Here is a 21,083-nt window from a genome sequence, read left to right on the forward strand (position 1 = left end):
ACGTTGTCTCCGAGCTTGAGGACCGATGCATCGTTCACGGTCTTCGTGGCCGCAGTCACGGCGTTCTTGGGATAGACGTTCACGTCATACATCCAGCCGTTCCCGCCGGTGGGGTCCGTCATGGGAATCGTCACCAGGAACGGGGCCGAAGGAGTCACACCGGCCGGGTAACCGGTCTCCGTCACCAGATACAGGCCCAGCGGAAGACTCCCCAGGGTCGCCGTCCCGGCCGCGCCGGTCGTGGCCGTCGAACCCGGGCCCGCCTGCCCCGCGGCCTGCGCCGGAGTCAGCGCAGCCGCCGCAGCCCAGCCCGCATTCGTCGTCAGGTCAATGTTGTCCACCTTCTGCACCGTGAACGTCACCCCAGCCATCGGCATCAGCCCCTGCAACTGCGCGGCGGTCAAAACCGTTCCATCGCTGGGCAGACCGGTCGGCGCGGCCGGCTTCTCATACTTATGGATCGTCAACGAACCCGTCTGCCGAACGGGGGTCGTGATGACGGTTCCGGAATCAACCACCCTGACCGTCTCCTGCGGCACAGGAACCGCCTCTGGCACGATCGGCGCGGGCGCCGGAGGTTGCGGCACCGCGATGGCAGACGGGTCCGCCGTCGGCACCGGGCTCGGTGCGGGTGCCGGGCTCGGTGCGGGTGCCGCCGGTGCCGTCGGGGCCCGTTCAGGCAAGGACGGTTGAACCGATGGCGCGCTGCGCGGAACATCGGCTCCAGCGAGTGGTGCCGGGCCGGTCTGTCCCAGCCACGCGAGGATGCCCCCAATCACGAGGCCGCCCATGACCAACGCGGCAACTGCCATAGTCCAAACTCCACCCACCGAGGGCAGTCCAGCCACGGCCGGTGCGCCTCCTCGCGGAAGGAACGTCTTAGGAAGGAACGTCTTAGGAAGGAACGGCTTGGAAAGGAATGGCTCCGAGAGAACCCCTCCGGGGAGAAGCGTTTCCAGCAGTACAGTTCCGGGGAGGAATTCGGCCGTCACAGCCGGTGTGAAGACCACCCCGACCACCAAGGGGAAGACAAGCGCCCTCATGCCTGCCTGGACATCGTTGAGTTCCACCAGCAGAGCCGTGCACTTCGGACACTCCTCCAAGTGGGCCTTGACCTTTTCGTACGACGCACGTTTCAGGCCGCCGCGGACGTACTTTCCGAGCTGGCTTGAAAATTCAACGCATGAGTCGTCGTTCACCACTTTGATGTGGTTTTGCAGGTAGGCCTGCCGGAGCCCCTCGCGCGCCCGGATCACGAGCGAGGAGACGCCGTTGGGGCTCAATCCAATAAAGGGTGCGGCTGCGGCGGGTTTCAGGCCTTCGATGTCCACGTGCCAAAGGGCTGCCTGCCAGCGTTCCGGAAGCGACTTGAAGGCCTTCGCCATGGTGCTGGATTCAAAGGCGTCCAGAACCGTGTCCGCGTCGAGGGCAACGGTATCCAAGGCGTCGACGTCGCCCACAATCTGGGTACGCCTGGCCTTCCGATTCCGGTCGTAGGCAATTCGTCTCACGGCAGTCAGAAGATAGGAGCGGAAGAACTGGTCCGGTCCCTTTCCCTCAGTGAGGGCTTGGAAAATCGAAGCAAACGCCTCGGACACGACGTCGTCGGCGTCACTGACATTGTCAGTCTGGGCCCGGGCAACGAACTGGGCTGCCGCCAAATGCCGCTGGAACAGCACATCGAAGGCGGAAGCATCGCCGTCACGCACCATGGCCATGATTTGAGGGTCGCTATGCCCAACAGCCAACGACTCGTCCCCGCCATTCGAACCGTGCCCTGAAACTTGCCCCATAGCACTCCAGTGTGACAGCAACAGAGTTTGTGACTTGAATTTTACTTCGAACCCGGTTACTCAACCGGCAGCGAGCTTGACCCAATGCAACACGATTCCGCGCCGAACCACACTCAACTGAAATGAACCGACTCCGGCCGGGCAATCCGCGACGAACACGACGCCGTTGTCGCCCTCAGGCAATAGGTCTCGGGCAGACCCCTCTGACTATTCGTTGTCCGGTTCCCCCACCGGCGGCTCCGGCGGCCAATCGACGTCGAGCTCGTAGCCCTCATGCTTGCGCAGATAGGCGGCGATGAACGGGCAATGCGGGATGATCCGCTTGCCCGAGGCGACGACGTCGTCCAAGGCAAAGTGCGCCAGGACCTTGGCCAGCCCACGGCCTTTGAACTTCGGGCGTGTCTCGGTGTGGAGGAAGTCGATGTGGCCCGGCTTATCCATAAATTGCGAGATCACGGCTACTTCACCGTCAACAAGGAGCTCGTAGCGGTGGAATTTGTCGTTCCTGACCGTTGTCACGTCCGGGCTGAACGACTCTGCGGTTGAATCCGTGAACTCAGTCATGAGTCGAGATTCGCACGTAAACCGGGCTCTGGCAATGGCACGGCAGGGGCATCGGGAACCGCTGCGGAAAGGACTCCGGCCGGCACCCGTCCCAGCAGTAACACTCCCAGCGCGAAGCACGCCGCTCCCCCACCGAGAAGGGTCAGCGTGAGTCCGTTGAAGGCGGCGTCCACCACAGGAATGAAGACCACGACGCCGGCAGTCACCACCGCGACGTGCGTCCTGCCGCGCGCGTGGCTGGCCGCCGTCGGGCGCTCTTCAAGCCTGCCGAACAGCAGCAGGACCGGGAGCAAGAGGAGGAGGACGCCGAGCAGCACCAATGGGCGGGCCCACCACCATTCGGCGGTACCTGCCGCCGGTTTGGGGAAGTCCGTGAGGAGAAGCAGCCCCGCCATGGCTGCAAGCAGCGGCAAATGCCACAGATAGACCGTCATGGACCGCCGGCCCGCCACGGCCACGACCCAACGGATCCAGCGCACCCCAGCCACCCAGGCAAGGGCGGGGCGCAGCAATTGGAGCGTTGCCGCCTGGGACAGACCCAAGAGCAGCATGCAGAAGTTGGGCGGATTCAGGTCCACGATCATATTCCCGGAGTAGACCCCGATCCCGGTCACGAACCCCAGCAGAAGGTTGCTTCCCACGATCAACCCCGCGAACCAGCCCCGGCTGCGTCCAGCGAAGATGCCATCGGCAATGAAGAAGCCGAATTGCTGGACCGCACACCACACAAAGAGCATGTTGACGAAAGCGAGCATCGGAAACGCCCCGCGCAGGGAGTCAAGGGTGATCACGGCGGCCACGAGCCCGCCGAGGGTCAACCACGGGGAATGTCCGTGCAGCCGGGCCAACAAGGGAACGCTGAGTTGAGTTGCGAGGTACGCGGCCAGGAACCACAAGGGCATGCCCGCCCCAGTCGCGATGAGCTGGACCACTTCCGGGTCGACGCCAAGCAGTCTTGCGGCCCACAACCCCACGAACATCGAGGCCAGCAACGCAGTTGCCGGACGGATGAGGCGCAGAAGCCTCAGTTGCGCATAGTCGACGCCGGAGCCGCCGCGCGCACGCAGGCGACGCCATGACTCCAGTCCCGTGATACCTCCGAGGACGAAGAACAGCGGCATCACTTGGAACACCCACAACACGGGTTCGAACCAGTGCTGTTCCATGAGCGTGTTTTCCGTCGTGACGGTGCCGTCCGGGTGCAGGACCGGGCTGACCATCATGCAATGCGAGAGCACCACCAGAATGAGGCAGAAGAACCGGGCGAGATCGATCACGGGATCACGAGAGCGGCCAAATGCGGACATGCCCGCCGACGTCTTTTGTTGCCTCAATAATCCCATTGCACTCCTTCGCGAACTGCTGAGATCATTGTCCGCCCGCTCGACGGCGGGAACCAGAGCGTGCGAAGGTGCGAATTCGTGGGTGCGGCCCGCCCTCCCCGACGCGCGCTCACCTATGACCCGAATATCCCCGACGCGCGCTCACCTATGACTGAAAGCCACGGGACCGTCGCTCAGATGATCTGAGCGAGCGATCCCGATTTTGGCCTCATAGGTGAGCGAGCGTCGCTGCGGGGGAGTTCAGTTGGTTCGGCGGAGCAGCCTTTCCCGTTGCCGCGGATCGTTTGCCGCCGCGCTGGCGGCAAGGGCCAGGCCGAAGGCGCCATCCAAGACCGCCCGGTCCGCGGAGGCGGACGATCCGTGGGCAGCGAACTCGGCGGTGTGGTGGGCGGCCCCGTGAACGTCGTAGCCGATCAGCCGATGGATACTTGGGACCAGTTGCGAGACGTTGCCCATGTCTGTGGAAGCCACTGGTTCTTCGTTGAACGCAACAGCCCTCCCCCGGGCGGACATCGCTTCCCGGTAAGCCTCGGAAAGGTACCGGTCCTGCCTGAGCTCAGCGTAGGCATTGCCCGTGGGCGTGACCTTGAGTGTGCTCCCGCTTGCAAGGGCGCCCGCTTCCAGGCAGCGCCTCACGCGGTCCTCTATGGTTCGCAGGTTCTTGAGGCTCGGCGAGCGCATTTCGACGCTCGCCCGGGCCCGCTCCGGTATGACGTTGACGGCGCTCCCGCCTTCCGTCACTATCAACGAAACAACCGAGCCGGGCGGAAGTTGCTGCCGTGCCAAGGCGATGGCCGTCTGCGCAATCACGAGCGCATCGAGGGCATTGATCCCTTCGGATGGAGCAGCTGCGGCATGCGCAGGGCGCCCTTCATAGAGCACGTCCCACATACCCATGGCCAGGGATGAGCCGCCGATGACGTCCTCGGCACCGGCGTGGGCCATCATCGCGAGGGATACGTCTTCGAAGAAGCCCTCGCCAATGAGATCGACCTTGCCGCCGCTCGTCTCTTCCGCCGGAGTGCCGAGGACCTTGACGGTGATCCCGAGTTCGTCGGCGACGTAGGTGAGGGCGAGTGCCGCGCCCACAGCGCAGGCGGCGTTCACGTTGTGTCCGCAGGCATGCCCGATGGTCGGCAAGGCGTCGTATTCGACGCACAACGCGACCACCAGCTCACCCGTCCCGAAGCCCGCGCTGAAAGAAGCCGGGAGCACAGGCTGCGGACCGTCAAAGCTGAAGCCCGCGCTTCGAAGCAGCCGGCTAACCCGCTTGGCGGCCCGGAACTCCTGCCCGCTGAGCTCGGGATCGGCGTGGATCGCGTGGCTCAGGCCAAGGATTTCCGGCTCCCAGCGCTCCAGTGCCGTAGAGACGCAGCGTTCGACGACGGCCTCAGTAGTGGCTGCGGGCGTTGCGGTTTCCGGTGACCCGGCATGCATAGCGGCTTTCACGGCAGCGGCTTTCATACGGCGACCCCTGCGGCTGTCGCCGCTGCGTGACGCTTCGGGTAACAGGCGGCTGCTGCCGCGGCGACCAAAGCCGCGATGGCCAGGGCAATCCAGATAGACAGGAGCCCACCCTCGCTGATGTGCCCGGACTGGACTGAAGACGAGGAGATGAGCTTCACGACGGCGGCGCCCACCGCGATGCCCACGGACAGTGCCAGTTCGTTGAGGCCGGCCGCCGTCGAGGTTTCCTCCAGCGGAACGCCCTCAACAGAGAGCGCCCTGGTCCCCGCCTGGTACATGCCAAGACTCAGGTTGAACATTGCGAATCCGGTGCAGTAGCCGGCCAGGGAGCCGTGCGCAGCCGCCATGACCAGGAAGCCGCCCGCCAGCAGGAGACCGGCGAACACCAGGGTGGCCCGTTCGCCAAAAAGACTGAGTGCCTTCGAGGTCAGAAGCGAGAAGAACAGCGAGAGCACCGATGCGGCAGCCAGGACGATGGCGATCATGAGCGGACTCAGCGCGAAGCCGTACCCGGTCTTGTCCGGGTTTGAATACAGGAAGATCCCGTTCGTGCCGAAGTAGCTGATAGAGGCAAAACCGAAGAAGAAAGTGGCGAGCGAGACCGTCCGGATGCGCGGGATGGCAAGCATCCGCAGGTCCATGAAGCGCCTCCCGTTCACGCTTCGAGCGTCCAGGACCACCCAGTAGGCCAACAGCGCGAGGCCGATGATTCCGGATCCGAGAGTCTTGGCATCCAGCCAACCCCAGTCCGGGCCCATCGAAAGGGCCACCACAAAGCCGATCAGTCCGAGGGAGCATGCCAGGAGCGGCACGAGGGCGAGTCCCTCGCGGGTGGGGGTTCCGGCGTCGGGCAGCACGAAGGAGCAAAGCAGCCCAACAACCGCGAACGGCACCGCAACCCAGAACCCGAGAGTGGGATCGTCCACGCCGATGATCCCGGCGAGCAGGCCGCCTGCGCCAACCATGATCATGAGCATTCCGATCATCACGCTGACCCCGGTGCGGGTCTGCGCCGGGCTGCTCACCCGCAGGATGCCCATCATCAACGGGATGAAGCCGACCACGCACGTGAGCATGACGACGCCGATTGTCACCGTCCACAGCGAGGGCCACAACGCCATCATGAGGACGCCGGCCGCGACGACCGCGGTCGACCAACGGAGTACGAGCCTGTAGCCGTAGCTGTCGCCAAGCCGCGCGATGATCGGCGTGAGCACGGCAAAGCTCACGTTTGAGATCAGGAAAATGCCGTTGATGGTGGGGTCGTCGATCGAAAAGCTCGGCCCCAGGGCGGGGAGGATGGGGTTCAGGTATCCCTGGGTGACTCCACTGAGCGATTCGATCAGGGCCATCGCCACGATCATTCCGGTGATGGTCCGGCGGGCGACGGCCGTCGTCGCCGGAGGTGCTGTCTTGCTTGCCATGTGCTTCCTTGAATGTGGGGGGCTTCTTTGCCTGGGCGTTGGGAAATGCGAGTGGGTGATGCGAGTCACAACGCTAGGTCCGCCGTCTACACTGGCTAGGAATTTGTTTGAAATCCTCTGAGAATCGCGAATTTTGAAGGAATCAGCCATGATCTCCGAAATTGATCTTGAAATCGTCAATGCTCTTCAGATCAATCCCCGTGCCGACTGGAGCCGCGTGGGGGATGTCCTGGGCTTGTCCGGGCCTACCGTCGCGCGCCGATGGAACTCCCTTGCCGAGCAGGGATTGGCGTGGATCACCCCGGCCCCGGGTCCGCGCTATCTGAGTGCTGGCTGGTCGGCGTTCATTAGCCTCTCTTCACTTCCAAGCCAGAACGAAGCCCTGGTCCAAAAGCTGTGCGCGGAGCCGGCATTCGGCACGGTTTCGCTGGTGTCCGGCTCTCACGACCTCTTCGTGGACTGCTTCGCCTCCAGTCACGAGGAGCTCATGGAGATCGTTACCGGCTCCTTCGCAGCCCTCCCCGGAGTGACCCATCGGGAGGTCGTTTTCGTCACCAGGCTGTACCGGCAGGCTTCGGACTGGCGGAGCGGCACCCTCGAACCGGCGCGGGCCCGGCTCATGTCAGCAGAACCCCTACCCGCCCCGGCGGCCTACGCTCCCGACCGGCTCGATGCGTCCCTCTTAGAGGAACTGGCCAAGGACGGGCGCGCAAGTTGGGCCGAACTGGGAGCCGCCTGCGGCGTCTCTCCCCAAACGGCTCGACGGCGGGTGGAGCGGTTCCTCGCGTCCGGCTACATGACGCTGAGGTGCGATACGTCCGCCTCCGCCCAACAAGGACTCAGGGAAGTCAGTCTGATCCTTAACGTGCCCGCCCACCACGTTGACGCCGTCGGGCGCTATTTCGCGGCCCTGCCGAACTGCAGGCTCAGCGCCCAGGTTCTGGGCGCCCAGAATCTGCTCGTGACACTGTGGGTCCGCGACTACCTCGAAGTCCAAAGCCACGAGCGCGAATTGGCGGAGCGCGCTCCGGGAAGCGCCGTCATCTCCCGGCAAGCCGTGGTCCGCAACTACAAACGCCTCGGACACGTGCTGGACCAGTCCGGACGCAGCCGGAGCGTCGTCCCTTTGCCGCTGTGGCGTGAAGGGTAGTTGCCGGCCCACTCCGACGCTCGCTCAGCTATGGCGGTATTTTCCCCGACGCTCGCTCACCTGTGACGGTATTTTCCCCAACGCTCGCTCAGCTATGACGGGAAGATCCGCTCCCATCTGGAAACCCAGACGGCAACCCGAACATTTGCCGTCCACGGCGATGGCTCGCGGCGTTTAGTAGAGAGTGCTATCAATCCATGACAAAGGAGTCATCGTGGCACGCGCCGATTTCGCGACAGTGCAGTCAGCCCCATTTCCCTCCGCTCCGGCCGCCCTTGCCGGCGGTGCATCGCTTGGCCTCGGTTTGGCGGCAAGGCCAAACGCCGACGACGAATCCGGGTCCGGCGGCGAGGTCCCCAGCAGCGCCTGGCGGGTGCGCGCCGACACCTGGGAGTTCCTTGGCTACGCCGTCAAACAGCTCTCTGCCGTGGCCACATCGGGTTCCGGGGGTGGTCGAACGCCGCGGGAACTGCCGCGGGAAGTTCGAAGGCTGTTGCCACTGCTGGAATCCCTCGAAATGTATTGGGCATCTCCGGGGCAGCAATATGTCATGGAATTGCGGCGAATCCTGGAGGCCGGGAATTACCTTGAGGCCCTAAGCCTCATCGAACCGGTCGCGCGCCGGGCTGCCGGCCACAACCAAAACGCCCAGGAACCCTCACCGGACCCCGAACGCGAAACAGACCGGGCTGAAGAACCCGCCGAGTCGCGCAAGCGGTTCGAGGTCCTCGTGATCGATGACGTCTCCAGCGCCGACCGTGAAGCACTTCAAACGGAACTGCATAATCAGCGCCGTCCCGCCGACTCCTTCAATTACGAGCTCGTGTTCGTGCCGAGCTTCGAGGACGCCATCGTGGCTGTCCTGCTCAACCCCGACATCCAAGCATGCGTACTGCGGCCGGGCTTTGTCCCCACCAGCAGGCAGCGCCTGAGCCGGGACGTGCGCAGCTTCCTGGAAAGGTTCCTGGGGAAATCGCTCCCCCAGCGACCCTTGGACCGCATCCTGAGCTTGGCGGAGAAGCTGGGCCAACTCCGGCCCGAGCTTGATCTCTACCTGGTGGCGGGGGTGGGGATTGAAGAACTCGCCGGTTCCTTGACCCGTCAATTCCGCCGGATATTCCGCCGCCAGGACGGGCTGGAGCTCCATTTGTCCTTGCTCGCCGGGATCGCGGAACGATATGAAGCTCCGTTCTTCCACGCGGTCCAGCAATACAGCCGCAAACCCGCCGGCGTTTTCCATGCCTTGCCGGTGTCCAGGGGCGGATCGGTCATACATTCCAAGTGGATCAACGATCTCGGCGAGTTCTACGGCCTCAACCTGCTCCTCGCCGAAACCTCCGCCACGTCAGGCGGGCTCGATTCGCTCTTGGATCCGCATGGCTCCCTCAAACAGGCCCAGAAGCTGGCGGCCCGGGCATTCGGTGCCCAGAAATCGCTCTTTGTCACCAATGGAACGTCAACAGCCAACAAGATCGTGCACCAATCGATCCTGGCTCCCGGCGACGTGGTTCTGGTGGACCGAAACTGCCACAAATCGCACCACTACGCCCTCATGCTGGCCGGCGCGCAGGTCTCGTATTTGGACGCCTACCCTTTGAACGATTTCTCCTTCTACGGCGCCGTTCCTTTGGAAAGCATCAAACGGATGCTCCTGGATTACCGCCGGGCAGGCCGGCTCCACGAGGTCAAGATGCTTGCACTCACGAACTGCACATTCGACGGCATTGTGTACGACGTCGAACGCGTGATGGAGGAGTGCCTCGCCATCAAACCGGACCTGGTATTCCTGTGGGACGAGGCCTGGTTCGCGTTCGCGGGATTCCACCATATCTACCGCCGTCGCACGGCCATGGCTTCGGCCCGGTCGCTTGAGGCAAAGTTTGCAGATCCGGCTTACGCCCGGCGCCACGCTGCGCAATTGCGGGACCTTGCTGCGGCGGGCGGGGCGGCCGACAGCAGCGGTTACGACGACGGCGGCGAGCCCGACGACGGCGGCCCGGGTTCCGGCGTCGGGCACGTCAACGATGAGCTGCTCCTGAAGACGAGACTGGTGCCGGATCCGGCGAAGGCCCGCCTGAGGGTCTACTCAACGCAGTCGACGCACAAGACCCTGACGTCGCTCCGGCAGGGGTCCATGATCCACATCCATGACCAGGACTTCGGCCAGTTGAACGAGGAGAGCTTCCGGGAGGCGTACATGACGCACACCTCCACGTCCCCCAACTACCAGATCCTGGCTTCCTTGGACATGGGACGGCGGCAGGTCGAGTTCGAAGGCTACGAACTCGTGCAACGGCAGGCAGATCTCGCGGTCAGCATTGCCCAGGCCGTGGCAAGGCATCCCTTGCTGAAGAAGTACTTCCGCGTCCTCGGCACCACGGACCTCATACCTGCGCAGTACCGCGAAACGAACCGGCAAATGCCGCTCCGCGACGGGTTGGCGGCCATGTCGGAAGCTTGGGAGCGGGACGAATTCGTTGTTGATCCGAGCCGTTTGACCCTGCACATCGGCCTCACCGGCGTGGACGGCGATACCTTCAAGCACGACTACCTGATGGACAAGTACGGGATCCAGGTCAACAAGACCTCAAGGAACAGCGTTCTCTTCATGACTAACATCGGCACCTCGCGGAGTGCCGTTGCCTACCTCGTCGAGGTTCTGGTCAAGCTGGCCGAGACCTTCGAAGACGAGCAATCCGGCCTGAGCGGCTTGGGCCAGCGGGCCCGCCGTGCGCGTGTCGCGGCACTGACCAGCACGCCGCCGCCCTTGCCGGACTTCAGCCGCTTCGCCGAACGGTTCCGCAAGGACGCGGACACGCCCGACGGCAACATGCGCGCGGCCTACTTCGAGAGCTACAAGGCCGGATCCTGCGAATACTTCACTGCGGCCGAACTTGCGCGAATGGTCACCGCGGGAGAGGAGATGGTCTCGGCGTCCTTCGTCACCCCCTACCCTCCCGGATTCCCTGTCTTGGTTCCCGGGCAAGTGATCACGCAGGAGATCCTGGCTTTCATGTCGGCACTGGACACGCGGGAGATCCACGGCTTCAATGCGGAACTGGGGTTCAGGGTTTTGACGGGTGAGCTAGCGTCACGCCAAAAGCCCGCATAAGTGAGCGAGCGACGGGCTTGGAGGGCACATACGTGAGCGAGCGTTTGCCTCGTAGGACGCTCGCTCACATCTGACGGCATTTTCGCCAACGCTCGCTCACGTTTGACGCCTTTTTCGCCAACGCTCGCTCATATCTCTAGCCGAGCGACACGGCCAGGATGCCGAGCACGACGGCGAGTAGCGGCGTCGTGCCCTGAAGAACCGCGGGGCGGAGGTACTTTTTGCCGCTCAGGGCAAGCACGATTGCCGCCAGCAGCATCGAGCCGCACGAACTGAAGACGAGGGTCCAGCCCACCTGCAGATGACCGAGCGAGACAAAGACGATCCCGGCGAGCGCCCCGATGGCAAGGAAGAGGTTGTAGAAACCCTGGTTGTACGCGAGGGACTTGGTGGTTTCGGCGTCGGACTGGGAAGCGACGCTGAAGCGCTTCCACGTGGCGGGGCGGGTCCATGTGACGGACTCCATGCTGAAGATGTAGACGTGCAACAAGCCGGCAAGGAGGGCGAAAATCAGGGAGGCCAGGATCATGTGCTGATCCTAGCCTCCCTGCGTTATGTAGCTTCGCCAGCCGCCCCTATTTACTGAGCATGTCCAGTGTTGCTCCGGCGAACGTCGAGGCGGAGGAACTCCAGCATCCCAACAGGCCCTGGAGGTTCTCGCCATCGGCCCGGTGCGCGGTTGTTTCGGCCTCGAGCGTGGTGAGGATGCCGGTGCGGAGCTCGGTGTTGAAGTTCACCTTGCCGACCCGCATGGACATTGCGTTGACGAGGTCCGCAGCGGGGATGCCCGACGCGCCGTGGAGCACGAGCGGAAGTGACGTTCGCGAGGCGATGTCGTCCAGCACGTCCCAGTGCAGCCTGGGCTCGCCGGTGTAACGGCCATGTGCGTTTCCGACCGCCACGGCCAGGAGCTGCGCGCCGGTGCGGGCAACGAAGTCCTGCACATGGCCGGGATCGGTCAGACCTGCGGGATGGACGCCCGCCGGATGAGCGTGAACATCAGCATCGAACGCCTTGTCTTCGTCACCGGCCAGCCCGCCAAGCTCAGCCTCAATCACGACGTCGAAGGCACCTTGGGCGTCTAGCGCGGCTCGGACTTCGCGGACCAGGGCGATGTTCTCCTCGAACGCGAGGGACGAGCCGTCGGCCAGGACGGCGTCAGCCCCTGCCGCCACCGAATTACGGACGACGTCCAGGTCCGAGGCGTGGTCCAACTGCACCGAGACCGGCACACTGGCGTCGTCGGCCAAGGCGCGCAGGGCGGTGATGAGCCGCAAGCCGAACAGGGCGGCCGCTGTCTTCGGCGCGACCAGCAGGATGACCCCGCGGCCGGACTCCTCCGCCGCAGCCACCACAGCCAGGGCGGTGGTGAAGTCGTAGCAGGTGAAGGCCGGGACCGCTGCCCCACGCTCCAGTGCGGAGCCTACAAGATCGTCAAGGCGTACACGCATCAGTGGGCCAGGCCTCCCACCAGGATCCAGGCGACATAGCTGAGCAGGAAGCCGGCGATGCCCAGGATGGTCGTGAGCACGGTCCAGGTCTTCAGCCCATCGGACACTGTGAGGCCGTAGTAGCGCACTACCACCCAGAAGCCGGCGTCGGTCACGTGGGACAGGCCCAGTCCGCCGAAGCCGATCGCGATCACGATGACCGCGATCTGCGCCGGGGTGTAGCCGCCGTGCGCCACGGCAGCCGAGAGCAGGCCGGTGGTGGTGACGATGGCGACCGTGGCCGAACCCTGTGCGGCACGCAATGCCAGGGAGATGATGAAGCCGAGCAAGATGATCGGCACGCCAATGGAGTCCAGCGTCTGGGACAGGGCCGCGCCGATGCCGGAAACCTGCAGGACGCCGCCGAACACGCCGCCGGCGGCTACAACCATGAGGATCGACGCGATGGGAGGCAGCGCGCCTTCGAAGATCTCGCCGGTTTCCTTGAGCGACCACTGGCGGCGGACCGCCAGCAGGAAGAAAGCGAGCGCAACAGCCACGAGCAAAGCGAAGAACGGGTTGCCCACGAAGGACGCGACGCCGTACCAGTAGTCCTTCTTGTTGATCAGGAGGGTACCGGCTGTGCCGAGCAGGATCTGGACGATCGGGGCGGCGATGAGGAACATGATCAGGCCCGGACGCGGCGGGGCGACTGCGCTGGCACCCGGACCGTCGTGGCCCACGCGCACCAGGGAATCGGAGCCGAATTCTTCAATCTGGTCACGAACGCCCGGCAGCAGTTCGTAGTCCTTACGGTTCATGATGCTGGCAACCCAGTAGGACAGGAAACCCAGCGGCACGCAGATGATCAGCGAAATCATCGCGATGAGTCCGATGTCGGCACCCATGACGCCTGCCCCGGCAACAATGCCCGGGTGCGGAGGAACCGCGACGTGAATGGAGAGCATGATGCCGGCCATGGGAAGGCCGAACTTGATGGGGTGCAGCTTGGCGATTTTCGCAAAGGCGTAGACGATCGGCACCAGGACGATGATGCCCACTTCGAAGAACACGGGAATGGCAACGAGGAAGCCGACGGCGGTCAGTGCCACAGCGACGCGCTTGGCGCCGAGCTTCGCGGTGAAATGGTTGGCCAGCGATTGCACGCCACCGGACACCTCGATCATGCGGCCCAGCACGGCGCCGAGGGCAATCAGCAGTGCAACTTTGCCCATGGTTCCGCCCACGCCGTTGGCCACAACGGTGAAGACGTCCGCCAAGGGGATCTGCGCGGCAACGGCAACCAGGATGCTCACGGCCAGCAATGCCACGAATGCCTGGATCTTGAAGCGGATGATCATCAACAGCAACAGTGCGACGCCCGCGACGGCGATAGTCAGCAGCAGCGGGGTCCCAAGGTCCACGGCCGGTTTGATGGCAGGGGCATCAGCTGCCCGGACCGCCAAGGTATTGATGAGGGGATTCATCGGGGGTGTCTCCTTTGACAGCGCCGGCCTCGACTCGAGGCCGGCAAGAGAGGCGACGACGGCGGAGGGGGGACCGCCGTCGTCGCACGTTGTGCGAGGGTTTAGTTGGTACGCCTGGTGGGCGCGACGACCTTGATGACGGCGGAGTCGTCGGCTGCGGCGAGGCCCTGGGCCTGACCGAGGAGGTAGAGCTGTTCGGCAGCGGCGGCAACCGGTGCGGCCAGGCCGGCGGCGCGCGTGGCCTTGCCGACGATGCCCATGTCCTTGACGAAGATGTCCAAACGGCTCAGGACCTCGGCGCCTTCCTCGTTGTATGCCTCGAGGATGCGGGGGCCGCGGTTGGACAGCATGAACGAGCCGGCGGCGCCTGCCTCCAAGGCCGCGAGGGTCTTCGCCTGGTCCAGTCCGAGGGCGTCCGCGAGTGCCATGGCCTCGGCGGCAGCGGCGATGTGCACGCCGCACAGCAGCTGGTTGACAGTCTTGAGTGCCTGGCCGTCGCCGGGCTTGTCGCCCACGATGCTTAGCGTGGAGGCCAGCAGTTCCAGGGCGGGGCGGGCCTTTTCCTGGGCGGCCGGCGTCGCGCCCACCACGATCAGAAGATCGCCTTCGCCGGCACGCTTGGGGCCGCCGGAAAGGGGTGCGTCAACGAGTTCGACGCCGTACTCGGCCAGGCGCGCCACGGTGGCCGGAATGGCTTCGGTACCGACGGTGCTGCCGAGGATCACGACGGCGCCCGGCTTCAGTACCGAGGCGACGCCGTTCTCACCGAAGAGGACGTCGTCGAGCTGTTCGCCGTTGCGTACGGCAAGGAGCAGGGCGTCGGCGCCTTCGGAGGCTTCACGCGCCGAAGCGAAGGTACGGATCCCGGCGTCGGCAGCGAGCTTCAGCCGCGCTTCGGCGATGTCGAAGCCGTGGACGCTGAGCTGGGTTGCCAGGCGGGTGGCCATCGGCAGACCCATGGCGCCCAAGCCGAGGACGGCGACGGTGTAGTTGCTGGTCATGGTGTTCTCCATTGAATGCGGGGGTTCCTTTAGGAATGCGGTCGGCTAGAAAGTGTTGCTGAGCTTGCGCGTGACCTGCGCGAGGGATTCGTCGTCGCCCACGTTGCCGGCGAAAACGATATACGGGATGCCCTTCGCGGGTCCGTCCACCGGCTCCCACAGGGAGACGATGCCGGGCAGCATGGGGCCGCGGACAATCGCGTGGCGGATTTCCAGGCCGTGCGCGGCGACGTCCGAGGAGGTGATGCCGCCCTTGGCGATGACGAAGCGCGGCGGGAAGGTCTTGAGCGTCCGGTTCACGATCGCGACGACGGCGGCAGAGACGGTGCGGGCAATCTTCAGGCTCGCCGCGGCGTCGTCGGTCTTGATGAGAAGGCGGCTCGTGTGGACGATGACGTCGCCGTTGTGGAGGGCGTCGACGACGGCGGCGACCGTTTCGTCGAGGTAGGCCTCCGCGCCGCTAGCGAGAAGCTTCTCGACGTCGATCTCGATGATGCGGGCAGCGCTGTGCTGGGCGGTCAGGACGTTGAGCTGGCGCGTGGTGAGGCCGACGTGCGAGCCAACGACGATCAAGCCACCGGCCGCGGAGGGAGTGTTGCCTTCGTAGGCCTCCTCGCCGCTGAGTGCCTTGCGGATTTCCTGGCCGATGCGGCCGCGGACGAAGGGCGGCCCCACACGGTAGAGCAGCTTCTTGCAGCGGCGTTCCGCTTCTTCCAGTCCAAGGGCCAGCGCGCGAAAATCGTTCTCGGTGACGATGTCCACGACGATGGGTGTGGAGTTCGTGGCGGGTTCGATCGCATCGGCAATGGCCTTGGCAGAAATTGAAGGGTCCTGTGCCGAGGCGCCGGCGCGGATAATGTCCAGGTCGAGGACGATCACGTCGCTGGCCGGGAAGCGGCCCTGCGACTTTTCCTCCACATATTTGGCCAGCTCGGAGTTAGCGAAGCCGAAGCTCGCATCCTTGGCGAACTCGGTCTCGGCAACCGGGGTGAGCTTGCCGGCGTCGCCCCCTGTGCCCCGCATGTAGTGCACGCCGCCGATGGTGACGCGACCGGCGTCGGGAAACGCCGGGACCATCACGACGCCGTCGGTCGCTTCGCCGGTCACGTCGGCAATCGTGGCTGCAATGATGTCCGGTTCCAGCGGGTAGTGGCCGCGGAGGGTGGAGTCGGAGCGGCTGACGAACCCCAAGCGCACATCGCCGCCCGCTGCGGCGAGGGCGTTGCGCACGATTTCCTCGTTGCGGGCAGCGGCCTCAACCGGGTCCAGGCTGCGGGTGTTGGTCAGCACGTAGACCGCAGGCTGGGACCGGCTTTCCGCGATGTGGGCGAACGCCCATTCGAAATCGCCTACCTCCCAGCGGGTGAGTACCGGCAGGTTGGCGACTGATTGGGTGCCGGTGGGGTCGTCGTCGAGGACTACCAGGATGCGGGGCGAGGCTGCGGAAGACGCTGCTACGGCGTCGGCAACCAGCCGAGCGGGGATCTGGACTTCAGCCGGGAAGGCGGCCAGAACATCGGCTTCAAGGGTCACTGTGCACTCCATCGTGGTTTCGAGAGTAAATGTAAGATGTCAGACATCTAATATTTGAATGCTAGTGTGACACACCCTCTTTCGGCTGTGCAAGTGTCAGTCGTCACTACGCTTGGCGCATGCTTCAAGAGCCTCCAGCCGTCGCGGCACTGCACGTGGACATGCGCCTTCCAACGGCCGCCGTTAGCACGGACCTTCCGTCCCAGCCTCCCGTCCTCTTGCTGCACGGCTGGGCCTCGACATCCGCCTATTGGGAGCCGCTCGCCACCGAATTGCTCGACGCCGGACGAACCGTCTGGATCGTCGATCTGCCCGGGTATCACCGTGGGGACGTATTGCCTCCGGGCTTCCAGTGGACCCTGGAAGCAGCGGCCGATTCCGTGGCTGCGGTTGCCGTCCGGAACGCATCTCCCGTCCACATTGCGGGCCACTCGATGGGCGGCAGCGTGGCGCTGACGTTAGCGGCCGCGAATCCGGAGCTGGTGGCGAGCGTGGCCTTGATCGGCATGGTCCCGGCTCCGCCGAACGAAGTCTTCAGATCGATACTCGAATCCCAACTACGGCAAGGCTTCATTGACGACGCGACGCGCGCCAAGTGCATGAAGGCCTGGTTCGGGGCGTTGTCCCCGGAGGACCATCGTTTGTTGAGCCGAGGATTTGAACTGCCTTTCGAGGTCCTCGGCCCCAGTGGCCTCGCGGCGATGGCCGGGGTGGCTGCGGACGTCCCCGAAAAGGTGACGGCACCGACGCTGGTGATTGCCGGCGTCGGGGACCGACTACGTTCGCCGGAGCAGGCGCAAGCCTTCGTGGCAGCCAGTCCGCTGCGGAGGCTCGTGGCAATCCCCGACGCCGGGCATAGCGTCCATTGGGAGCGGCCACGTGCTTGCGCCCTCGCGCTCGGCGCGTTTTGGAACGAAAGCCGGCAACCGCCAGCGTAAGATGTCAGACATCTAGGAACGGAGCACCATGGCACGCAAGTCGCTGGTCGGCGTCGTCGCTGACGAGCTGCTGGACCGCATCGTCGCGGGCGAATTTCCGCCGGGCACAGTGGTTCCCGGCGAACTCGAGTTGAGCGCCAAGCATGAAGTCAGCCGCATGACTGTCCGCGAGGCCATGAAGACCCTTGAGGCCCAGCGAATCCTTAGCGTGGAGCGCGGCCGGGGAACGTTCGTCAACCCGCTGAACCGCTGGGCATCCCTCGAAGCTGTGTTGCGTGCCGCTTCGGAAGGAAAGAACGACGCAGCAGCGTCCGTCCAACTCATCGAGCTGCGCCGCATGCTCGAGACCGGCGCCTGCGAACTCGCCGCGTCACGGATCTCCCCCGAAGAAATCGACCAGCTGCAGGTTCACGTGTCCGCCATGCAGAAGGCCCATGATTCGAATGATGTGGGCGCGTTCGTCGAGGCGGACCTGGGCTTCCACGATGTAATCCTGCATGCTTCCGGCAACGTCTTCGTGGCCGTGCTTTTCGAACCGCTGCACCGCGTCCTGGAAGCCCGGCGCACCCAGACGTCGCAAATCCCGGATATTCAGCGGCACGCGATCGGACATCACCGGGCCATCCTCAAAGCCCTCGAAGCCGGCGACTCCCCCCGAGCCCGCGAGGCCATGGACGCACACATGCAGCAGACCCTCGACGATCTCAGGACGTACGTGCTGGAGGCCTAGCCCCCTGACCCCTTGGGACGCCCGCTCACATATGCGGGCCAATCCACGGACGCCCGCTCAGATATATGGGTCGCGCCGCCGACGCTCGCTCAGATCATCTGCAGTAGCGTTCGGCCAAAAGGCACCATAGGTGAGCGAGCATCGGCGGGGACCAGACCCCTAGTCCGCCGGCCCCGGGTCGGCTAGTCTGCTTTCACGGCCTGCCAGGCCAGCAGTTCAGGCATCAAGGACGATTATGAGGAGCAAGAATGGCTGACCACACATATAGCGTTTCCGAAATTGTTGGAACCTCGTCCGAGGGCGTCGACGCCGCGATCAAGAACGGGATTGCGGCCGCGAGCCAGACCCTCCGGAACCTCGACTGGTTCGAGGTCAAAGAAATCCGCGGCCACCTCAAAGAGGGCGCCGTTGCCGACTGGCAAGTAACCATCAAGCTCGGATTCCGCTTGGAGCGTTAGAGCCCCGGGCGTTAGGCCACACACAACCCTCAACAAACGACGATGGCCGCCAGCCTTTCTGTGGAAGGGCTGGCGGCCATCAGTTGCGAGGCTGGACTCACCCGCGGGTCCAGACTTGGACGGGGTCACCGCCACAGAGGAGTCGCCGGCCGCGCCCGGCAAAATCGATCCACAGGAATTCGTGGTCGGAGGAAACTTCGTCCACAAGGCCGGCGTCGAAACCCCATTTTTCCTCGTGGATCCAGACAGTTTCGCCGCGGCTGAGTTCCGACCATTTCGACGGCGGCAGACGAAGTGCCGCTCCAGCGGGCCGTTGCGCCGACGTCGCGAAGTGCCGTGGGCCCCAAGCGCCCAAGGTTTCGGGACTCATCGAGACTCTGCGGCCAGGTACTGGCGGTGCCAGACCGTTGCCGCGCCGTTGTGGGACGGGAAGACGTGGCCTTCGAAGAACGTGTGCACCACGTGGGGTTCGCCTTCAGGGCTCCACTGACCGGATGCCGGGCAATGCGAGCCCGTGGATCCCGCGGACCCGGCGGTGGATGCCCGTTCCCTCAGCAGCGCGATGCGTTTCATCGTTGAATTCCATCCTTGATATGCGAAAAGGTCTGGATTCAGCGTAAACGCGATTCAAAAGCCGCCCAATGGGCATATAGACAAACTCACGCCGATTCACTATGCACTAGCACAGTGACGCAGAGCACTTAGCCTGAAACCCGTTCAGCTCTCGTCCATTGCATGACGCTCGGACAGCTCCGGGCCCGTCACGGCTCCCGCACCAAACGTGGGCCCCGCACCAAACGCCGTTCCCGCACCAAAGCTGCCGAGCAACTTCAGGGCATCGTCCGACGGCGAACCCGCCTTCGCGGAATAGACCCTCAAGACCTGGTCCGGGTCCTCCGGCAGGGCCAGATTCTCGAAGTTCAGTTCAACATCCCCGACGGTGGGGTGGTGCAGGCGGACAGTCCCGGCTGAACGCGCTGCCACTCGATGCCCTGCCCACCACTGGCGGAAATGTTCGCTGTTCACGGCGAGTTCGCCCACGAGCTGGTTGGCTTGGGGATCGTCGGGGTGCCGCCCGGTATCCGCACGCAGGGAGCCGGCAGCTTCCGCGGCAACCGTCTTCCAGTCCCGGAACAGTTCGCGTGCATTGGGGTCCAGGATCAGCCAGCGGGTTAGGTTTCGCTCGGCGGGAGGCATGGCCGGGAAGTCGGCGAACAGCAGGACCGCCATCCGATTGGCTCCCAGCACGTCGCTGCGCCGGCCAAGCAGGAGTGCCGGAACGTCGCCCACCGCGTCCAGAAGTTGGCGCAGGGCAGGCCGCACCCGTGGCGTGGGAGTCGGCGCTTTGGCGCTCGACGCGCAGTGCTCAAGGAGGTCCATCATGTGGGAGTGCTCGCTTGAGTCCAGGCGAAGCGCCCTCGACACCGATTCAAGGACTGCCCGGGACGGATGGATGTGGCGGCCCTGTTCGAGGCGCGTGTAGTAGTCCGTGCTGACATCGGCCAAACGGGCAATCTCCTCCCTGCGCAGCCCCGGAACCCGGCGCGCGCCGGACGCGTCCGGCAACCCTGCATCCTCCGGCGACATCCGGGCACGCATGGCTTTGAGGAATTTTCCGAACTCGGCGCTTTGACCCATGTCCCTATTCTTCCTTCCCTCAGGGCTTGTTTCTACGGCCAACGTAGGACTGCGAGTCCTAGGAAAAGGAGGGGGCGTCAAAACTACTGATTGTTGCGCCGAAAGTGCATAGGCTCGAAAAAGCCAGTCAGGCAATCCACCCACCAGCGACGAAAGGGCCGGACATGTCCAACGCTCAGAATTCAACCGTTCCCGGGCTCGTCCTGAACAACTCGGTCACCATCCCCCAGCTCGGCTTCGGCGTCTTCCAGGTCCCACCTGCCGAGACCCAGAAAGCCGTCGAGGACGCACTTGAAGCCGGGTACCGGCACATCGACACCGCCGCGGCGTACCGGAACGAGTCCGGCGTCGGCGCCGCAATCAAGGCTTCCGGCATCGCCCGGGAGGAACTCTTCATCACCACCAAACTCCGCAACGGCGAACAGGGCCGGGCCGCGGCGGCATTCAACCACAGCCGCCGCGAACTCGGCCTCGACGTCATCGATCTCTACCTGATCCACTGGCCCGTGCCGTCCCAGGGCCTGTTCGTGGATGCGTGGAAGGCACTGGAAAAGATCCATGCCGACGGCGGCGCGCGGGCAATCGGCGTCTCCAACTTCTTGCCCGAACACCTCGACACGCTCCTGGAGTTCGCCGACGTCGTTCCCGCCGTCAACCAGATCGAACTGCACCCGACCTTCCAACAGCGGGAACTGGCGGCGAAGAGCCGCTCGCACGGGATCGCCGTGGAGGCTTATAGCCCGCTGGGGCAGGGCGCGGACCTGGGGTCGCCAAAGGTCACCGAACTTGCCGAAACGCACGATGCCACCCCGGCGCAGATCGTGCTGGCATGGCACCTCGGAACCGGCAACATCGTCATCCCCAAGTCCGTCCACCCGGAGCGGATCCGCCAGAACCTCGCGGCGGCATCGTTGCAGCTCACCCAGGACGAACTGGCAGCTATCAGCGCGCTCGACGCCGGCGCCCGCCTCGGTGCCGACCCCGCCGTCGCGTCCTTCAGCCAGATGTAGAAACC

Annotated in this window: 19 protein-coding genes; 6 read left to right on the plus strand and 13 right to left on the minus strand. The window is 64.5% G+C overall.

All coding sequences use genetic code 11. The features are described 5' to 3' along the window. The 5 genes from ABEA18_RS14850 to ABEA18_RS14870 form a co-directional block, all read right to left on the minus strand. Positions 1–1,718: SpaH/EbpB family LPXTG-anchored major pilin (locus ABEA18_RS14850; protein ID WP_345450266.1), on the minus strand; the 1,718-nt coding region annotated here is incomplete at its 3' end. Between the two features lie 282 nt (positions 1,719–2,000). Next, positions 2,001–2,357 carry a GNAT family N-acetyltransferase gene (locus tag ABEA18_RS14855; protein WP_345450267.1) on the minus strand — a complete coding sequence of 119 codons (357 nt, stop codon included), beginning with the start codon at positions 2,355–2,357 and terminating at the stop codon, positions 2,001–2,003. After that, on the minus strand, positions 2,354–3,700 hold the full coding sequence (locus tag ABEA18_RS14860; protein WP_345450268.1) for an acyltransferase family protein: 1,347 nt from the start codon (positions 3,698–3,700) through the stop codon (positions 2,354–2,356). Before ABEA18_RS14860 ends, ABEA18_RS14855 begins: the two co-directional genes overlap by 4 nt. Positions 3,701–3,940: 240 nt before the next feature. Next, complete coding sequence (locus tag ABEA18_RS14865) at positions 3,941–5,164, minus strand: amidohydrolase (RefSeq protein ID WP_345450270.1); 1,224 nt, start codon at positions 5,162–5,164, stop codon at positions 3,941–3,943. Next, positions 5,161–6,591: an MFS transporter gene (locus ABEA18_RS14870; protein ID WP_345450272.1), complete on the minus strand. Its 1,431-nt coding sequence runs from the start codon at positions 6,589–6,591 to the stop codon at positions 5,161–5,163. The genes ABEA18_RS14865 and ABEA18_RS14870 overlap by 4 nt, the downstream gene beginning before the upstream one ends. Positions 6,592–6,739: 148 nt before the next feature. Between ABEA18_RS14870 and ABEA18_RS14875 the strand changes: the two genes are divergently transcribed. Both ABEA18_RS14875 and ABEA18_RS14880 read left to right on the plus strand, forming a co-directional pair. Then, a complete protein-coding gene (locus tag ABEA18_RS14875) occupies positions 6,740–7,741 on the plus strand; it encodes an Lrp/AsnC family transcriptional regulator (RefSeq protein ID WP_345450274.1) in 1,002 nt (333 codons plus the stop codon). 304 nt (positions 7,742–8,045) lie between these two features. Beyond that, positions 8,046–10,853 carry an aminotransferase class I/II-fold pyridoxal phosphate-dependent enzyme gene (locus ABEA18_RS14880; protein WP_345450362.1) on the plus strand — a complete coding sequence of 936 codons (2,808 nt, stop codon included), beginning with the start codon at positions 8,046–8,048 and terminating at the stop codon, positions 10,851–10,853. A gap of 136 nt (positions 10,854–10,989) precedes the next feature. On the opposite strand, the gene ABEA18_RS14885 is transcribed toward ABEA18_RS14880, so the two are convergent. From ABEA18_RS14885 to ABEA18_RS14905, 5 genes are all read right to left on the minus strand, one after another. After that, positions 10,990–11,382, minus strand: a complete 393-nt coding sequence (locus tag ABEA18_RS14885; RefSeq protein WP_345450276.1) for a DUF1304 domain-containing protein — start codon at positions 11,380–11,382, stop codon at positions 10,990–10,992. Positions 11,383–11,428: 46 nt separating this feature from the next. Then, positions 11,429–12,304 carry a class II fructose-bisphosphate aldolase gene (locus tag ABEA18_RS14890; protein ID WP_345450278.1) on the minus strand — a complete coding sequence of 292 codons (876 nt, stop codon included), beginning with the start codon at positions 12,302–12,304 and terminating at the stop codon, positions 11,429–11,431. Next, positions 12,304–13,770, minus strand: a complete 1,467-nt coding sequence (locus tag ABEA18_RS14895; protein WP_345450280.1) for a GntP family transporter — start codon at positions 13,768–13,770, stop codon at positions 12,304–12,306. Before ABEA18_RS14895 ends, ABEA18_RS14890 begins: the two co-directional genes overlap by 1 nt. A gap of 101 nt (positions 13,771–13,871) precedes the next feature. Beyond that, entirely contained in the window at positions 13,872–14,771 is a 900-nt protein-coding gene (locus tag ABEA18_RS14900; protein ID WP_345450282.1) for an NAD(P)-dependent oxidoreductase, read from the minus strand. A gap of 45 nt (positions 14,772–14,816) precedes the next feature. Beyond that, positions 14,817–16,304: a four-carbon acid sugar kinase family protein gene (locus tag ABEA18_RS14905; RefSeq protein WP_345450284.1), complete on the minus strand. Its 1,488-nt coding sequence runs from the start codon at positions 16,302–16,304 to the stop codon at positions 14,817–14,819. A gap of 119 nt (positions 16,305–16,423) precedes the next feature. Here ABEA18_RS14905 and ABEA18_RS14910 point away from each other — a divergent pair, with 119 nt between their 5' ends. From ABEA18_RS14910 to ABEA18_RS14920, 3 genes are all read left to right on the plus strand, one after another. Then, positions 16,424–17,242, plus strand: a complete 819-nt coding sequence (locus ABEA18_RS14910; protein ID WP_345450286.1) for an alpha/beta fold hydrolase — start codon at positions 16,424–16,426, stop codon at positions 17,240–17,242. 28 nt (positions 17,243–17,270) lie between these two features. Beyond that, entirely contained in the window at positions 17,271–17,972 is a 702-nt protein-coding gene (locus ABEA18_RS14915) for a FadR/GntR family transcriptional regulator (RefSeq protein WP_078106926.1), read from the plus strand. Between the two features lie 248 nt (positions 17,973–18,220). Further along, entirely contained in the window at positions 18,221–18,430 is a 210-nt protein-coding gene (locus ABEA18_RS14920) for a dodecin (protein ID WP_345450290.1), read from the plus strand. A 97-nt stretch (positions 18,431–18,527) separates the two neighbouring features. Here the strand turns inward: ABEA18_RS14920 and ABEA18_RS14925 are convergent, their stop codons facing one another. The 3 genes from ABEA18_RS14925 to ABEA18_RS14935 all read right to left on the minus strand — a co-directional run bounded on the left by ABEA18_RS14925 (position 18,528) and on the right by ABEA18_RS14935 (position 20,068). Continuing rightward, entirely contained in the window at positions 18,528–18,800 is a 273-nt protein-coding gene (locus ABEA18_RS14925; protein WP_345450292.1) for a hypothetical protein, read from the minus strand. Continuing rightward, on the minus strand, positions 18,797–19,003 hold the full coding sequence (locus ABEA18_RS14930; protein WP_345450294.1) for a hypothetical protein: 207 nt from the start codon (positions 19,001–19,003) through the stop codon (positions 18,797–18,799). Before ABEA18_RS14930 ends, ABEA18_RS14925 begins: the two co-directional genes overlap by 4 nt. A gap of 144 nt (positions 19,004–19,147) precedes the next feature. Then, the gene (locus ABEA18_RS14935) at positions 19,148–20,068 is read right to left on the minus strand and encodes a helix-turn-helix transcriptional regulator (RefSeq protein ID WP_345450296.1); all 921 of its coding nucleotides are present in this window, start codon (positions 20,066–20,068) and stop codon (positions 19,148–19,150) included. A 164-nt stretch (positions 20,069–20,232) separates the two neighbouring features. Between ABEA18_RS14935 and ABEA18_RS14940 the strand changes: the two genes are divergently transcribed. Further along, entirely contained in the window at positions 20,233–21,078 is an 846-nt protein-coding gene (locus tag ABEA18_RS14940) for an aldo/keto reductase (RefSeq protein WP_345450298.1), read from the plus strand. Positions 21,079–21,083 lie beyond the last annotated feature (5 nt).

The sequence above is a fragment of the Arthrobacter gyeryongensis genome (assembly GCF_039543785.1).
In the GTDB taxonomy this organism is placed as follows: domain Bacteria; phylum Actinomycetota; class Actinomycetes; order Actinomycetales; family Micrococcaceae; genus Arthrobacter; species Arthrobacter gyeryongensis.

Excerpts from the sequence above, each read along its gene's own strand:
- ABEA18_RS14855 (WP_345450267.1), bottom strand. The coding sequence starts at position 2,357 with ATGACTGAGTTCACGGATTCAACCGCAGAGTCGTTCAGCCCGGACGTG.
- ABEA18_RS14860 (WP_345450268.1), bottom strand. The coding sequence starts at position 3,700 with ATGGGATTATTGAGGCAACAAAAGACGTCGGCGGGCATGTCCGCATTT.
- ABEA18_RS14865 (WP_345450270.1), bottom strand. The coding sequence starts at position 5,164 with ATGAAAGCCGCTGCCGTGAAAGCCGCTATGCATGCCGGGTCACCGGAA.
- ABEA18_RS14870 (WP_345450272.1), bottom strand. The coding sequence starts at position 6,591 with ATGGCAAGCAAGACAGCACCTCCGGCGACGACGGCCGTCGCCCGCCGG.
- ABEA18_RS14875 (WP_345450274.1), top strand. The coding sequence starts at position 6,740 with ATGATCTCCGAAATTGATCTTGAAATCGTCAATGCTCTTCAGATCAAT.
- ABEA18_RS14885 (WP_345450276.1), bottom strand. The coding sequence starts at position 11,382 with ATGATCCTGGCCTCCCTGATTTTCGCCCTCCTTGCCGGCTTGTTGCAC.
- ABEA18_RS14890 (WP_345450278.1), bottom strand. The coding sequence starts at position 12,304 with ATGCGTGTACGCCTTGACGATCTTGTAGGCTCCGCACTGGAGCGTGGG.
- ABEA18_RS14895 (WP_345450280.1), bottom strand. The coding sequence starts at position 13,770 with ATGAATCCCCTCATCAATACCTTGGCGGTCCGGGCAGCTGATGCCCCT.
- ABEA18_RS14900 (WP_345450282.1), bottom strand. The coding sequence starts at position 14,771 with ATGACCAGCAACTACACCGTCGCCGTCCTCGGCTTGGGCGCCATGGGT.
- ABEA18_RS14910 (WP_345450286.1), top strand. The coding sequence starts at position 16,424 with ATGCTTCAAGAGCCTCCAGCCGTCGCGGCACTGCACGTGGACATGCGC.
- ABEA18_RS14915 (WP_078106926.1), top strand. The coding sequence starts at position 17,271 with ATGGCACGCAAGTCGCTGGTCGGCGTCGTCGCTGACGAGCTGCTGGAC.
- ABEA18_RS14920 (WP_345450290.1), top strand. The coding sequence starts at position 18,221 with ATGGCTGACCACACATATAGCGTTTCCGAAATTGTTGGAACCTCGTCC.
- ABEA18_RS14925 (WP_345450292.1), bottom strand. The coding sequence starts at position 18,800 with ATGAGTCCCGAAACCTTGGGCGCTTGGGGCCCACGGCACTTCGCGACG.
- ABEA18_RS14930 (WP_345450294.1), bottom strand. The coding sequence starts at position 19,003 with ATGAAACGCATCGCGCTGCTGAGGGAACGGGCATCCACCGCCGGGTCC.
- ABEA18_RS14935 (WP_345450296.1), bottom strand. The coding sequence starts at position 20,068 with ATGGGTCAAAGCGCCGAGTTCGGAAAATTCCTCAAAGCCATGCGTGCC.
- ABEA18_RS14940 (WP_345450298.1), top strand. The coding sequence starts at position 20,233 with ATGTCCAACGCTCAGAATTCAACCGTTCCCGGGCTCGTCCTGAACAAC.